The following is a 13,358-nucleotide window of genomic DNA, read 5'->3' as shown; positions in this document are numbered from 1 at the left end:
AGGCGATCGGACACCGTCCCGACCAGACAGTCAGGACGGCGACACCAGGATCACCTACGTCGATGGATGCGGACTGGTCGACAACTGGACCGGCTCACCCCGCTGCGACCAGCGCCCGCCGCAGCTGCTCCAACTCCGGTCGCGGATCCACCCCGAGATCGCGGGCCAAGCGGCGTTCGATCCGTCGGTACGCCGCCAGCCCTTCCGCACGCCGCCCGACCGCCAGACACAGCCGGATCAGCCAGGCGTGCAGGCTCTCGTCCAGCGGGGACACCGCAGCCGCCTGGTCGACGGTGACGAGCGCCTCGTCGGCAGCGCCCTGGCGCAGCGCGGCCTCGGCGTACCAGCAGACCGCCATCGCGCGTTCACCCTCGATCGCTCGGACCGGTGGCTGCGCGGTGAGCGCCGGGAGATCCGCCAGCAGGGGTGAGCGCCAGAGCCGTAGGGCCTCCTCGAGCAAGAGGCAGACTCGCTCGTGATCGCCGTAGCGCCGTGCCGTACGGGCGGCACCCACCAGGACGCGGAACCGTCCCAGGTCGACGGCGTCGGCACCGATGCGAAGCGCGTAGCCGTCGCCCACGCGGACCAGGAGGCCGCTCGGGGCGCGCGGCGGGCGCTCCGGCTCCAGGGAACGCCGCAGCCGCTTGACGTAGGTCTGGATGACGTTTACCGCTTCGCGGGGCTGACTGTCCGACCAGAGCACGTCGAGTAGCTCCTGCCGGGGCACCGGACGGTCGGCGTTCAGAGCCAGCACGGCGAAGAGCGTTCGCTGCCCTGCCGGACCGAGTGGCACCTCTGCCCCGTTGCGCCACACCGCTGTCCGACCGAACAGCCGGACCGTCGTCCGCTGCGGCGCAAGGGTTGCCGTGGAACGTGCCGGACCATGGGATTCCGCGGGCGACGGACGCACCGCATCGAGATCAGCCATCGACGTTACCTCCCCGTGTATCGATAAAGCTGATTGTCGCGATTCTTCCACGGTCGATCACGGGAAGTAACCTGTGAGTCGCTGATGTCGTCAGTGGCTGGCCGGCTCATCGGCGCGCGGGTGGGGCAGGTTCGGGCAGCAACCTTCGGGCCCAGCCCGGGTCCGTGCTGCTGGCGCGCCACCCGAGGAAGGGCCGAGCATGAACCTCGACCTGAACGGCCGCAGGAGGCCGCCGATCGTCGCCGTCGCCGTCGCCGTCGCGGCGGTGGCCGGCCTTGGTGCCTGCGGGCGCGAAGCCGCGCCCGGCGGCGACCCATCCGGCACACAGGAGGTCTCCAGCGAGGGCGTACGGATCTCGGTGCCGGCGCAGTGGCCGCGCAACGCCGTCAAGTGCGGTACGCCGGTCCGGGACACGTACCTCGTCGATCTCGACGTCGTCGCCGGCTGCGCGCTGACGCCGGCGCCCCGCGTCGACTACGCGGAGGTTCGACGGTCCAGGGACCTCGCCCGCGATCCGGTGGCGGCGATCGCCACCGAGCAGGACGACGCGGCCGGCCACCCCGTGCTCCGGGGCGGGGATGTGTTGCCGGACGGTCGGGCTCGGCGGGTGGTAGTGATCGCCGACCAACGGGTGGTCGTCATCGCGGTCGCCGACGACCCGGCCGACGCCGACGCGATCGCCCACTCACTCCGGGTCGACTGACCTCGGGCCCAACGGTTCCCGAGCACACACCGAGGGCGCCCTACCCGATCGACGTACCCGAGAAAAGGCCCTGACCCGGCGGGTACCGCCAGGTCAGGGCCTTGCTCGTGGGTGCGCGGCCAGGAAGCCGAACCCGAAACCGCAGATCGGGAGACCGCAGGACGGGGACGGCACCTCCGGTTACGCGCCGCGCAGGGTCGCGCCGAAACGCTCGGCCGCGACGGCGACCGCCGCGTCCCGGGCGGCCAGCGCCTCCTCCACCGTCAGCGTCCGGTCCGGAGCGCGGAACGTCAGCTTGTACGCCAGCGACCGGCGACCCTCGCCGAGCTGCGCGCCGGAGTACACGTCGAACAGCCGCACGTCCTCCAGCAGCTCGCCAGCGCCCGCCTCCAGCGCCCGACGCACCTGCTCGGCCGGGACCGACTCGTCGAGCACCAGCGCCACGTCGATCAGCGCCGGCGGGAACCCGGACACCGTCGGCGCGGGAGTCACCGGCACCGGCGGCAGGACGTCCAGGTCCAGCTCCATGGCGCAGGTACGGCGGGGCAGCTCCAACGCCGCCACCGCCGCCGGGTGCAGCTCACCGGCGTACCCGACGACGGTGTCGTCGACCCGCAGCTCGGCGCAGCGGCCCGGGTGCCACGGCGCGTACTCGGCGGCGCGCACCTCGACCCGCTCGTCGGGGATGCCGGCCGCGGCCAGCACGTCCCGGGCCGCCTCGATGGCGTCCGCCCAGCCGGCCGGGCGACCCGCGCCCCACCAGCCGGCCGGGTCCAGGTCACCGGCGAGCACCGCCGCGACGTGCACCGGCTGGGCCGGCACGACCGCGTCGGCGGCAGCGAACTCCTCGTCGGTGGGCCGGCGGTCCACGCCCATCGCCGGCGGGCTGCCGGCGTCGGGGCGCGGGTGGAAGACCGCGCCGATCTCGTAGAGGGCGAGGTCGCGGTGGCCCCGGCCGAGGTTGCGCTTGAGGATGCCGAGCAGCGGGCCGAGCAGCGTGGTACGCAGCAGCGGCTCCTCCTCGGACAGCGGGTTGGCGAGGCGCACCGCGGGTCGGCGCGGGTCGTCGGCCGGCAGGCCGAGCTGGTCGGCCAACTCCGGCGAGACGAAGGGGTGCGCGAGCACCTCCACGTACCCGCGTTCGGCCAGCGATCCGGCCACGGCCCGGCGGCGGCGCTGACGCGGGGTCAGGCCGTTACCGGGCGGCGCGGTCGGCAGCACCGACGGCACCCGGTCGTACCCGTCGAGGCGGACGACCTCCTCGACCAGGTCGGCCGGGTCGGTCAGGTCGGGCCGCCAGGTCGGCGGGGTGACGCTCAGCGTCGTCCCGACACCGCTGGCCACGCCGACCGTGCCCGGGTCCTCGGACAGCCGGTCGGCACCCTGGGCGACGGTGCAGCCGACCTGCTCCAGCAGGGCGACCACCCGCGCCGGCGGGTACTCGACGCCGACCCGACGGGTCGGCAGGTCCGCCGGCAGGCTGATCGGGGTACGCGGCCGGACGTGGTCGATGTCCAGGATCTCGTCGCCCGGGGTGCCGCCGCCGTGCTCGGTGAGCAGTCGCACGGCCCGTTCCAGGGCGACCAGCGCCACGGCCGGGTCGACGCCCCGCTCCCAGCGCTTCGCGGCCTCGCTGAACAGCTTGTGCCGGCGCGCGGTCCGTCCGACCATGGCCGGGTCCCAGTGGGCCGCCTCGAAGAGCACGTTGGTGGTGGTTCCGGTGTCGACCTCGCTGGTCTCGCCGCCCATCACCGCGGCCAGGGAGATCGGCCCGGTGTCGTCGCAGATCACCATGTCGTCGGCGGTGAGCACCCGACTGACCCCGTCCAGGGTGGTCAGCTTCTCCCCCGCCTCCGCGCGACGGACCACCAGCGGCCCGGCGATGCGGTCGGCGTCGAAGGCGTGCATCGGCTGGCCCAGTTCCAACATCACGTAGTTGGTGATGTCGACCGGCAGCGAGATGCTGCGGATGCCGGCGGTCACCAGTCGCTGGGCCATCCAGGACGGTGTGGGCGCGTTCGGGTCGACGCCACGGACCAGGCGGGCGGTGAACCGGTCGCAGCCGACCGTGTCGCGGACCTCCACCGGGTACGCCGGGGTCGGCGTGCCACCCGGGGCGGGTGCCATCCCCGGGTCGTGCAGCGGCACGTCGAACGCGTGCGACAGCTCCCGGGCCAGGCCACGCAGGCTCAGCGCGTACCCACGGTCCGGGGTGATCTCCAGCTCGAACACGACGTCGTCGAGGCCCACGACGGGCCGCGCGTCGTCACCCGGCTTGGCGGCGGTGTCCACCGGCAGCACGATGATGCCCGAGTGGTCGTCGCCCAGGCCCAACTCCTTGGCCGAGCAGATCATGCCGGCCGAGTTGTGCCCGTACGTCTTGCGGGCGCCGATCGCGAACCCGCCGGGCAGCACGCCGCCGGGCAGGATGACGACGACCCGGTCACCGACGGCGAAGTTGCGCGCCCCGCAGACGATCTCCTGCGGCTCGCCGGTGCCGTTGGCGGCGCCCACGTCCACCCGGCAGAACCGGATGGGCTTCTTGAAGCCGGTGAGCTCCTCGATCTCGCGCACCTCGCCGACGACGAGCTGACCGGTGACGCTCGCGCGCAGGTCCTGCACGGACTCGACCTCGATGCCGAGGTCGACCAGGGCCTGCTCCAGGTCGCCGGTGGGCAGGTCGGCGGGGAGGTCGACGTACTCCCGCAGCCAACTGACAGAAACTCGCATGACTTCAGACCACCGTTCCCGTGTCTCGTACCCGCATCGCCCTACGCCCCGGTCCCGAGCGCCCGGCTGAACCGCACGTCGCCCTCGAAGAGATGGCGGATGTCGCTGACCCCGTGCCGGACCATCAGGGTCCGGTCGATGCCCATGCCGAAGGCGAAGCCGGAGTAGACCTCCGGGTCGACCCCGCAGGCGCGCAACACCCGGGGGTTGACCATCCCGCAGCCACCCCACTCGACCCACTGCGGACCGTCGCGGTGCTCCGGGAACCACACGTCGAACTCCGCCGACGGCTCGGTGAACGGGAAGTAGTGCGGCCGCCACCGGGTCTTCGCCTCGGGGCCGAACATCGCCCGGGCGAAGTGGTCGAGGGTGCCCCGCAGGTGCGCCATCGTGATGCCCTTGTCGACGACCAGGCCCTCGGCCTGGTGGAACACCGGGCTGTGGGTGGCGTCGATCTCGTCGGTGCGGTAGACGCGGCCGGGCACGATCACGTAGATCGGCGGCTTGCGGCTGAGCATGGTGCGCGTCTGCACCGTCGAGGTGTGCGTTCGCAATACAAGCCCGGAGCCCTCCGGCGCGATGTGGAAGGTGTCCATCAGACCGCGCGCCGGGTGGTCGGCGGGGATGTTCAACGCGTCGAAGTTGACCCACTCCAGGTCGACCTCGGGGCCCTCGGCCACCTCGTAGCCCATCCCCACGAACAGGTCGCTGATCGACTCCATCAGCGTGCTGAGCGGGTGCCGGGCACCCCGTGGACGCCGGGCGTACGGCAGCGTGACGTCCACCCGCTCCTCGACGAGCACCCGCGCGGCCTGCTCGCGCTCCACCACCTCGGCGCGCTCGGCGTACGCGGACTCGATCGCCCGGCGGGCCTCGTTGACCCGCTTGCCGGCGTCGGACTTCGCGGCCGGCGGCAACGCGCCGATCTCCCGGCGCGCGAGGGAGACCGGAGACCGGTCACCGAGGTGCGCGGGGCGCAGCGCGGTCAGCGCGTCCGGGTCGGCGGCGGCCTCGAACGCCTTCGTGGCGTCGGCGACGGCCTCGGCCAGGGCGGCCGGGTCGAGCAGGGCGACCTGCTTCGGGTCGTACGGATCGTTGCGGTAGCTCATGGCGTACGGGCACTCCCTCACGGCGGCGCCAGCCCGTCATCGGGGCGGCGAAGCGAGTCTACGGACGCGCGGCTGTGCCGCAGCCCGCCGGTAGGAGTTGCGCAGGGAGCAGGTCAGGCCCGCCGCCCGCCGACACCGGCGGGCTGGCTAAACGAACGCCGTGGCGCGTTCATGGACGGACGCTCTCCCCTGCTGTCAGTGGCGCCGAGGGTCACCCTCAGCGCTGCGCTCTCGCTGAAGCGTACAGGCAGACGGCCGCGGCGGCAGCCAGGTTCAGGCTCTCGGCGCGCCCGTACAGCGGCACCCGCACCCGGGCGTCGGCGGCGGCGGTCAACGTCTCGGGCAGCCCGTGCGCCTCCGAGCCGAACAACCAGGCGGTGGGCCCGACGAGCCGGCCGTAGTCGGTCAGGTCGTCCAGGTCGTCGTCGCCGTACCCGGTGGTGGCGAAGATCGACAGTCCGGCGGCCCGGAGCGCGTCGACCACCGCGACCGGGTCGGGCGCGCGGACCACGTCGACGTGGAACAGGCTGCCGGCCGAGGCGCGGACACACTTGCCGTTGTACGGGTCGACCGCGTCACCGGCGAAGACCACCGCGCCCGCGCCCGCCGCGTCGGCGGTGCGCAGCACGGTGCCGGCGTTACCCGGGTCACGGATCTCGGCGAGCACCGCCACCAGCCGGGGAGCGGCCGCGAGGGCCTGCTCCAGCGGCACGTCCAGGTGCCGGCAGACGGCGACCAGCCCCTGCGGGGCGACCGTCTCGGCCAACGCCGCGAGGGCGTCGTCGGTCACCTCGGAGACCGGCACGTCGGCCCGGGCCGCCGTGGCGGCCAGCTCCGGATACCGGTCCAGCGCGGTCGCCGTACCAAAAAGCTCGGTGACCACCCCCGGCCGCGCCAGGGCCTCGCGGACCGCCTGCGGGCCCTCGGCCAGGAACCGGCCGGCGGCGTCGCGGTCCCGGCGGCGTTGCAGCCGGCGGGCGGCGACAATCCTGGGGGTACGCGGGGTGAAGGCCATGGGGTTTGCTCCTCGGGCACGATCGAGGCGCCCCCCGGACGGCGGTGCCGACGCGGGAGACGCCTCGTTCTGGTGCGTGGGGATCAGGCGGCCTGAGCCGCCGCGCCGCCGGTGCCCTCGGCCGTGACCGCGGCCCGGGCCAGCTCGACGATCGCCGCGAACGAGGCGGCGTCGTTGACGGCCATGTCGGCCAGGATCTTGCGGTCGACCTCGATGCCGGCCAGACGCAGGCCCTGGATCAGGCGGTTGTAGGTCATCCCGTTCGCCCGGGCGCCCGCGTTGATCCGCTGAATCCACAGCTGCCGGAAGTCGCCCTTGCGGTCACGACGGTCCCGGTAGGCGTACTGCATCGAGTGCAGCACCTGCTCCTTGGCCTTGCGGTACAGCCGGGAGCGCTGGCCGCGGTAACCACTCGCGGTCTCCAGCAGGGTACGACGCTTCTTCTGGGCGTTCACAGCCCGCTTGACGCGTGCCATCTCAACTCCTTCTTACGTAAAGGTGGCGCGCGTCAGCGGCCGAGCAGCTTCTTGATGCGCTTGACGTCGGCCTTGGCCACGACGACCGTGCCGGTCAACCGGCGGGTGCGGGTGGACGCCTTGCCCTCCAGCAGGTGGCGCTTGCCGGCCTGCTCAGACACGATCTTGCCCTTGCCGGTCACCCGGACCCGCTTGCCCATACCCGTGTGGCTCTTCATCTTCGGCATGTGGAACGTCTTCTCCCCTGTTACTCGCCGCTGGTGGCGGCGGTGCCGGTGTCGCCGGCTGCTGCGGTCTCCCCGACCGCCGCGGTCTCATCGGCTGCCGGAGCGGCGGACTCGTCCCCTGCCCGGTCCCGAGGGCCACCGCGGGACGCCGTGGCGGCGACCGCGGAAGCCTTGACGGCCCGGTGCGGAGCGAGAACCATGATCATGTTTCGGCCGTCCTGCTTGGGAGCGGCTTCGACGTATCCCAGATCCGTGATCTCGGACTCGAGCCGACGCAGGAGCCGGTAACCCAGCTCCGGGCGGCTCTGCTCGCGACCGCGGAACATGATCGTCACCTTGACCTTGTCGCCCGCCTTGAGGAACCGCACCACGTGACCCTTCTTGGTCTCGTAGTCGTGCGGGTCGATCTTCGGCCGGAGCTTCATTTCCTTGATGACGGTCTGCTGCTGGTTACGCCGCGCTTCGCGCGCCTTCAGTGCGCTCTCGTACTTGAACTTGCCGAAGTCCATGAGCTTGCACACCGGCGGGCGCGCCATCGGCGCAACCTCGACCAGGTCCAGATCGACGTCCGCGGCCAGCTGCAGGGCGCGCTCCAGCGGGACGATGCCCACCTGCTCACCCTCTGGGCCGACCAGTCGGACCTCACGTGCCCGGATCTGCTCGTTCACGCGTGGTTCGACGCTGATGGGGCCTCCTCGAGTCGTTTCTGCTCAGGTGCCGACCCCTGCGGCTCCCGGAAGGGAACCGACCTGGAAAACAGAAGGCCCTGGCGCATGCCAGGGCCCGCTCGACCGGTCGGCACGATCACAGGATCGCGCATCCGGGACCGGGACATGCCCGGAACCGGTGACCGGACCCGGCCACCGTGGCGGCGACTCGGGTGGGAGCAGGCGCTCCGCTTTCAAGGCTGTCTGCTCGCACGCGGAGACAGCCTGGTCGACTCGACAACACTACACCGCCACCCCGCCCACTCCCAAACCGGACACCACCTGGGGCTGGGCCGATGGCGTCGGTGCCGCTCGGCGGGCCTCGGCGGGCCTCGGCGGGCCTCGTTGGGCGTCAAGATCCGCGCAGTTTCCCGGAAGTTGCGGCATCCAGGCGCCGGGAGGCAGCAGTTTCGGGGAAGTTGCTGCTTCGGCACGGGGCGGGACGGCGCGGACGCGGCGCGGACGCGGGACGGCGCGGGCGCGGGCCGAGGCGGCGCGGGGGCTTAGTTGCCGACGGCGCGTTCGGCGAGGCGGGACTGGTGGGCTTCGAAAAGCCGGCGCAGGGCGCGCACGCCGTCGACGGCCAGCTCCTTGTCGGCGGCCTGCAACGCGATCAACGGCAGCAGGTCGTCATCGTGCAGCTCCAGGCTGGCCCACGGCGCGCCCCGGTCGAACCGAATGCCCCGGACGACCTCCCAGGGCAGCTCGTACGAGCTGATGACGTTGCGTACCCGGATGCCCCGCCCGTCCGCTTCGATGCGCGGGCGGGTGAACAACAGGAAACCCAGCGCGCCGAAGACACCCAGGCCGATCATGGCGATCTGGTCACCGCGCTGGAAGCTGCCGTACCCGTCGCCGGTCGGCCCGGTCAGCGAGGTGGCGACCAGGGCGAACACCACCACCAGCACGATCGCCGCCGACCAGCACACCACCCGGATGCGGCGCGGCTTCAGGCGGACCAGTTCGGTGTCACTCACCCGTCCAGTCTGCCACTCACGTCCGCCGCACCGACGCACCACCCGCCGAGGCACCCGGGTGATCCACACGAGATCAGCGAAATGGGGGTGACCCACACCTGCGGACACCCCCATTTCGGCGATCTCGTGTGGATCAAGGACCGGTCAGAGGCGGCAGGCGTGGATGTTGGTGACCAGGATGGCGCGGGCGCCCAGGTCGTACAGCTCGTCCATGATCCGGTGCACGTCGTCGCGGAGCACCATGGCCTGCACGGCCACCCAACCCTCGCGGTGCAGCGGCGAGACGGTGGGCGACTCGATGCCGGGGGTCAACCCGCTGGCCCGGTCCAGCAGACCGGCCGGCACGTCGTAGGCGAGCATCACGTAACGGCGGGCCACCAGCACGCCGTGCAGGCGGCGCAGCAACTGCTCGGCCTGCGCGTGGGCCGGCGCGCCGGCGCGGCGTACCAGCACCGCCGACGAGCGCAGCAGCGGCTCGCCGAACACCACGAGGCCCGCCTGACGCAGCGTCGCGCCGGTCTCCACCACGTCCGCGATCACGTCGGCGACCCCGAGGCGTACGGCGTTCTCCACGGCGCCGTCGAGGCGGATCACCTCGGCCTTGACGCCCGCCTCGTCGAGGTGCCGCTCGACCAGCCCCGGGTACGCGGTGGCGATCCGGTGCCCACCCAACTCCTGCACGGAGGCGATGTCGTCGGGGCGGGCGGCGAACCGGAAGGTGGCCCGGCCGAAGGCGAGGTCGACGACCTCCTCGGCGGGCGCGGCCGAGTCGATCAGCAGATCGCGGCCGGTGATGCCGAGGTCGAGATCACCGGAGCCGACGTAGGTGGCGATGTCCTTGGGCCGCAGGTAGAAGAATTCGACGTCGTTGGCCTCGTCCCGGCAGACGAGGTCCTTGGGGTCGGTGCGCTGGCGGTAGCCCGCCTCGCGCAGCATCTGGGCGGCCGGCTCGGCCAGGGTGCCCTTGTTGGGGATGGCGACACGCAGCATGACGGAGTGCTCCTTCGATCGAGTCTGATCAACGACGGGGCGCACTCACAGATGTCGGTAGACGTCCTTGAGCTCGAGACCGCTGGCGAGCATCAGCACCTGGACCTGGTAGAGCAGTTGGGAGATCTCCTCGGCGGTGCGCTGGGGCCCCTCGTGCTCGGCGGCCATCCACGACTCGGCCGCCTCCTCGACGACCTTCTTGCCGATGAAGTGCACGCCCTTGTCCAGAGCGGCGACCGTGCCCGAGCCCGGGGTGCCGGCAGCGGCCTTGGCCTGCAGCTCGGCGAACAACTCCTCGAACGTCTTCACGGGGAAGGATTCTTCCAGCCGCCGGGCCGCTGCCCGACGTCCGGGTCGGGCCGAACCCAGCAGGCGGACAATTCCCTGTCGTCGCGGTGGGAAGATCTTCGATCGATGCGCGTGGACCTTTACGCTGTCCGCCATGGCCAGCCGCTCACGTCTGCTCGCGCTCCTCCTCGTCGGCGCCGTCGTCGGCGCCATCGCCGGGTGCGCGCCACAGGACGAACCGACCCCCACCGTCACCGCCGCGCCGACGTGCGCCAAGGACAGCCTGCCGACCCGTACGCCGGGCAAGCTCACCATCGCCACGGACCAGCCGGCGTACGAGCCGTGGTTCCGGCAGGACAAGCCGGAGAACGGCGAGGGCTTCGAGGCCGCCGTCGCGTACGCGGTGGCGGAGAAGCTGGGCTACGCCCGGGGTGACGTGACCTGGACCCGGGTGAAGTTCGACACCGCGATCGCGCCCGGGGAGAAGAGCTTCGACTTCGACATCAACCAGTTCTCGGTCACCGACGAGCGCAAGCAGGCGGTGGACTTCTCCGCGCCCTACTACCTGGTGCGGCAGACCGTCATCGCGCTCAAGTCGTCGAAGATCGCCGGCAAGAAGTCCGTGGCCGACCTGCGGGGCGCCAAGCTCGGCGCCCAGGTCGGTACGACCAGCTACCAGGCGATCACCGACGTGATCAAGCCGACGGCGAAGCCGCAGGTCTACAACAGCAACGACGACGCCAAGAAGGCCCTGCAGAACGGGCAGATCGACGGCCTCGTGGTGGACCTGCCGACCGCCTTCTACATCACCGGCGCGGAGATCACCGACGCGGTGATCGTCGGTCAGGTTCCGCAGGTGGGCGTGCCGGAGATGTTCGGGCTGCTGCTGGACAAGAACTCGCCGCTGACCCGTTGTGTGAGCGGCGCGGTCGGTCAGCTCAGCGAGGCCGGCACGTTGAAGCAGTTGGAGCAGAAGTGGCTCGCGCAGGTGGCGGGCGCGACCGAGCTGACGTGACGCGGGAGCGGACACACGCTGCGGCGCACACCCCCTCCGCCGCACAGGTGCGGCGGGCGGCGTACCGGCGTCGACAGACCGTCTACAGCGTGCTCGTCGCGGCCTCCTCCACGGCGGCGCTCGGCACCCTGCTGGTGGTCGCGGTGACCGGCGCGCCGGGTTGGGACCGGGTACGGCGGTCCTTCCTGGACCCGCGGATCGCCGCCGACGCGCTGCCGGCCGTGCTGGACGGGCTGTGGCTCAACGTACGGCTGCTGGTCTGCTGCGCGGCCGGGGCGCTGCTGCTCGGGCTGGTGATCGCCGTGCTGCGGACGCTGCGCGGCCCGGTCTTCTTCCCGGTCCGCGCGCTGGCCGCCGGGTACACCTACACCTTCCGTGGGCTACCGCTGATCATCGTGCTCTACCTGCTCACCCTGGGTGTGCCCGGGCTGCGGTTGCAGGGCATGCCGTCGGTGCTGGTGCTGGGCGGGCTCGCGTTGGTGCTCACCTACGGCGGCTACCTCGCCGAGGTGTTCCGGGCCGGCATCGAGTCGGTGCATCCCAGCCAGCTCGCCGCAGCCCGCTCGCTGGGCCTGACCTACCGGCAGACGATGCGCCACGTGGTGCTGCCGCAGGCCGTCCGCCGGGTGGCGCCGCCGCTGCTCAACGACGTGGTGGCCCTGCAGAAGGACGTCGGGCTGGTCTCGCTCGCCGGCCCGATCGACGCGGTCCGGGCCGCCCAGATCGCCACCGCCCAGTCGTTCAACTACACGCCGTACATCGTGGCGGGCGTGCTGTTCGTGCTGCTCGCGATCCCGCTGATCGCGGTCACCGACTGGGTGACGCTGCGCTCGGCCCGCCGCCAGTCGGGAGGCTGACCATGACGCTGCTGCGCTGCCGGGGACTGCGCAAGGAGTTCGCCGGTCACGTCGTGCTGGACGGGCTCGACCTGACCGTCGCCGAACACCGGGTGGTGGCGCTGATCGGGGCGTCCGGGTCGGGCAAGTCCACCCTGCTGCGGTGCGTGAACCTGCTGGAGGACATCGACGACGGCACGATCGAGCTGGACGGGGAGGACATCTCCGACCCCCGGGTGGACGCCGACCGGGTGCGCCGGCGGATCGGCATGGTGTTCCAGGCGTACAACCTGTTTCCGCACCTGAGCGTGCTGGACAACATCACCCTCGCGCCCCGGCGCGTACACCGGCGGGCCCGCGCCGAGGCCGAGGCCCAGGCGCGCGACCTGCTGGACCGGGTGGGGCTGGGCGCGAAGGCGCACGCCTACCCGGACGGGCTATCCGGCGGGCAGCAGCAGCGGGTGGCGATCGTCCGGGCGCTGGCGAACTCGCCCCGGCTGATGCTGCTCGACGAGGTCACCTCGGCGCTGGACCCGGAACTCGTCGGCGAGGTGCTGGCGATGATCCGGGACCTGAAGGCCGACGGGATGACCATGGTGTTGGCCACCCACGAGATGGGCTTCGCCCGGGAGGTCGCCGACGAGGTGTGCTTCCTCGACGCAGGAAGCGTCGTCGAGAGCGGCCCGCCGGAGCAGGTGCTCGGCGAGCCGACGCAGCCGCGTACCCGGCAGTTCCTCCGCCGGATCATCGAGGCCGGCCGGCTCTGAGACCGGCCGGCATCGGAGCCGGCCAGCACCGAGGCCGCGCAGGCCCGGAGCCGGCCGGCACCGGAGCCGCGCGGCGTCGGAGGCGGCGTCAGCCGCCGAAGCCGACCCGCTGGCCGTTGCCGGCGGCGACGGTCCGCACGGCCAGCGCGGCGTCGAGCGCGGCGACGGTCGCCGCCCAGCCCTTGTCCTCCGCCGAGCCGGGCAGCCCGGCCCGGTCCCGGGCCTGCTCGATGGTCTCCACGGTGAGCACACCGTGCGCGACCGGCTTGCCCTCGTCCAGCGCCACCCGGGTCAGCCCGTCGGTGACCGACCGGCACACGTAGTCGAAGTGGGCGGTCGCGCCCCGCACGACCACGCCGAGCGCGACCACCACGTCGCAGCGGCGGGCCAGGGCCTGGGCGACGACGGGCAGCTCGACCGAGCCGGCGACCCGGGCGACCACGGATCGCGCGCCGCACGCCTCGGCGGCGGCGACCGCGCGCTCCAGCATGTGGTCGGTCAGCTCGCCGTGCCAGCGCGCGGCCACCACGCCGACGGTCAGCCCCGCGGCGTCCACCGCGTCGACTCCCGGCTCACCGAATCCCGCCATC

15 protein-coding genes are annotated in these 13,358 nt (G+C 72.4%); 4 read left to right on the top strand and 11 right to left on the bottom strand.

Annotation, left to right across the window (positions count from 1 at the left end):
- Window positions 1-94: 94 nt before the first annotated feature.
- Window positions 95-928, bottom strand: a complete 834-nt coding sequence (locus ACN263_RS10665; protein WP_422739636.1) for an AfsR/SARP family transcriptional regulator — start codon at window positions 926-928, stop codon at window positions 95-97.
- 199 nt (window positions 929-1,127) lie between these two features.
- Between ACN263_RS10665 and ACN263_RS10660 the strand changes: the two genes are divergently transcribed.
- Complete coding sequence (locus tag ACN263_RS10660; RefSeq protein ID WP_422739635.1) at window positions 1,128-1,631, top strand: hypothetical protein; 504 nt, start codon at window positions 1,128-1,130, stop codon at window positions 1,629-1,631.
- A 180-nt stretch (window positions 1,632-1,811) separates the two neighbouring features.
- Here the strand turns inward: ACN263_RS10660 and pheT are convergent, their stop codons facing one another.
- The 9 genes from pheT to ACN263_RS10615 all read right to left on the bottom strand — a co-directional run bounded on the left by pheT (window position 1,812) and on the right by ACN263_RS10615 (window position 10,171).
- Window positions 1,812-4,361, bottom strand: a complete 2,550-nt coding sequence (gene pheT, locus ACN263_RS10655) for a phenylalanine--tRNA ligase subunit beta (RefSeq protein WP_422739634.1) — start codon at window positions 4,359-4,361, stop codon at window positions 1,812-1,814.
- Window positions 4,362-4,402: 41 nt separating this feature from the next.
- Entirely contained in the window at window positions 4,403-5,470 is a 1,068-nt protein-coding gene (gene pheS, locus ACN263_RS10650) for a phenylalanine--tRNA ligase subunit alpha (RefSeq protein ID WP_422739633.1), read from the bottom strand.
- Window positions 5,471-5,687: 217 nt separating this feature from the next.
- Window positions 5,688-6,485 carry a TrmH family RNA methyltransferase gene (locus ACN263_RS10645; protein ID WP_422739632.1) on the bottom strand — a complete coding sequence of 266 codons (798 nt, stop codon included), beginning with the start codon at window positions 6,483-6,485 and terminating at the stop codon, window positions 5,688-5,690.
- An 83-nt stretch (window positions 6,486-6,568) separates the two neighbouring features.
- A complete protein-coding gene (rplT, locus tag ACN263_RS10640; protein ID WP_007458417.1) occupies window positions 6,569-6,961 on the bottom strand; it encodes a 50S ribosomal protein L20 in 393 nt (130 codons plus the stop codon).
- A gap of 32 nt (window positions 6,962-6,993) precedes the next feature.
- Entirely contained in the window at window positions 6,994-7,188 is a 195-nt protein-coding gene (gene rpmI / locus ACN263_RS10635) for a 50S ribosomal protein L35 (RefSeq protein WP_354973576.1), read from the bottom strand.
- A gap of 20 nt (window positions 7,189-7,208) precedes the next feature.
- Window positions 7,209-7,856: a translation initiation factor IF-3 gene (gene infC, locus ACN263_RS10630; protein ID WP_030335715.1), complete on the bottom strand. Its 648-nt coding sequence runs from the start codon at window positions 7,854-7,856 to the stop codon at window positions 7,209-7,211.
- A gap of 542 nt (window positions 7,857-8,398) precedes the next feature.
- Complete coding sequence (locus ACN263_RS10625) at window positions 8,399-8,872, bottom strand: PH domain-containing protein (RefSeq protein ID WP_422739631.1); 474 nt, start codon at window positions 8,870-8,872, stop codon at window positions 8,399-8,401.
- A 144-nt stretch (window positions 8,873-9,016) separates the two neighbouring features.
- The gene (hisG, locus tag ACN263_RS10620; RefSeq protein ID WP_422739630.1) at window positions 9,017-9,862 is read right to left on the bottom strand and encodes an ATP phosphoribosyltransferase; all 846 of its coding nucleotides are present in this window, start codon (window positions 9,860-9,862) and stop codon (window positions 9,017-9,019) included.
- 45 nt (window positions 9,863-9,907) lie between these two features.
- Window positions 9,908-10,171, bottom strand: coding sequence for a phosphoribosyl-ATP diphosphatase (locus ACN263_RS10615; protein ID WP_089016570.1), 264 nt, complete (start codon window positions 10,169-10,171; stop codon window positions 9,908-9,910).
- A 133-nt stretch (window positions 10,172-10,304) separates the two neighbouring features.
- Here ACN263_RS10615 and ACN263_RS10610 point away from each other — a divergent pair, with 133 nt between their 5' ends.
- Genes ACN263_RS10610 through ACN263_RS10600 form a run of 3 tightly spaced genes read left to right on the top strand, consistent with a single transcriptional unit; the run spans window position 10,305 to window position 12,768 of the window.
- Window positions 10,305-11,165 (top strand): ABC transporter substrate-binding protein, encoded by an 861-nt coding sequence (locus ACN263_RS10610; protein WP_422739629.1) that lies wholly within the window; start codon window positions 10,305-10,307, stop codon window positions 11,163-11,165.
- Entirely contained in the window at window positions 11,162-12,022 is an 861-nt protein-coding gene (locus ACN263_RS10605) for an amino acid ABC transporter permease (protein ID WP_422739628.1), read from the top strand. Before ACN263_RS10610 ends, ACN263_RS10605 begins: the two co-directional genes overlap by 4 nt.
- 2 nt (window positions 12,023-12,024) lie before the next feature.
- Window positions 12,025-12,768: an amino acid ABC transporter ATP-binding protein gene (locus tag ACN263_RS10600; protein ID WP_422739627.1), complete on the top strand. Its 744-nt coding sequence runs from the start codon at window positions 12,025-12,027 to the stop codon at window positions 12,766-12,768.
- Between the two features lie 88 nt (window positions 12,769-12,856).
- On the opposite strand, the gene ribH is transcribed toward ACN263_RS10600, so the two are convergent.
- Complete coding sequence (gene ribH / locus ACN263_RS10595; protein WP_422740667.1) at window positions 12,857-13,357, bottom strand: 6,7-dimethyl-8-ribityllumazine synthase; 501 nt, start codon at window positions 13,355-13,357, stop codon at window positions 12,857-12,859.
- Window position 13,358 lies beyond the last annotated feature (1 nt).

Origin of the sequence: Micromonospora sp. WMMD729 (assembly GCF_049315225.1) — a bacterium.
Lineage (GTDB): Bacteria > Actinomycetota > Actinomycetes > Mycobacteriales > Micromonosporaceae > Micromonospora.
This window is presented reverse-complemented; position numbering and strand designations above follow the sequence as displayed.

Bases quoted from the DNA above. Each gene is read 5' to 3' on its own strand.
- ACN263_RS10660 (WP_422739635.1), top strand. From the start codon at position 1,128: ATGAACCTCGACCTGAACGGCCGCAGGAGGCCGCCGATCGTCGCCGTC.
- ACN263_RS10665 (WP_422739636.1), bottom strand. From the start codon at position 928: ATGGCTGATCTCGATGCGGTGCGTCCGTCGCCCGCGGAATCCCATGGT.
- rplT (WP_007458417.1), bottom strand. From the start codon at position 6,961: ATGGCACGCGTCAAGCGGGCTGTGAACGCCCAGAAGAAGCGTCGTACC.
- rpmI (WP_354973576.1), bottom strand. From the start codon at position 7,188: ATGCCGAAGATGAAGAGCCACACGGGTATGGGCAAGCGGGTCCGGGTG.
- ACN263_RS10600 (WP_422739627.1), top strand. From the start codon at position 12,025: ATGACGCTGCTGCGCTGCCGGGGACTGCGCAAGGAGTTCGCCGGTCAC.
- ACN263_RS10610 (WP_422739629.1), top strand. From the start codon at position 10,305: ATGGCCAGCCGCTCACGTCTGCTCGCGCTCCTCCTCGTCGGCGCCGTC.
- hisG (WP_422739630.1), bottom strand. From the start codon at position 9,862: ATGCTGCGTGTCGCCATCCCCAACAAGGGCACCCTGGCCGAGCCGGCC.
- pheT (WP_422739634.1), bottom strand. From the start codon at position 4,361: ATGCGAGTTTCTGTCAGTTGGCTGCGGGAGTACGTCGACCTCCCCGCC.
- ACN263_RS10645 (WP_422739632.1), bottom strand. From the start codon at position 6,485: ATGGCCTTCACCCCGCGTACCCCCAGGATTGTCGCCGCCCGCCGGCTG.
- ribH (WP_422740667.1), bottom strand. From the start codon at position 13,357: ATGGCGGGATTCGGTGAGCCGGGAGTCGACGCGGTGGACGCCGCGGGG.
- pheS (WP_422739633.1), bottom strand. From the start codon at position 5,470: ATGAGCTACCGCAACGATCCGTACGACCCGAAGCAGGTCGCCCTGCTC.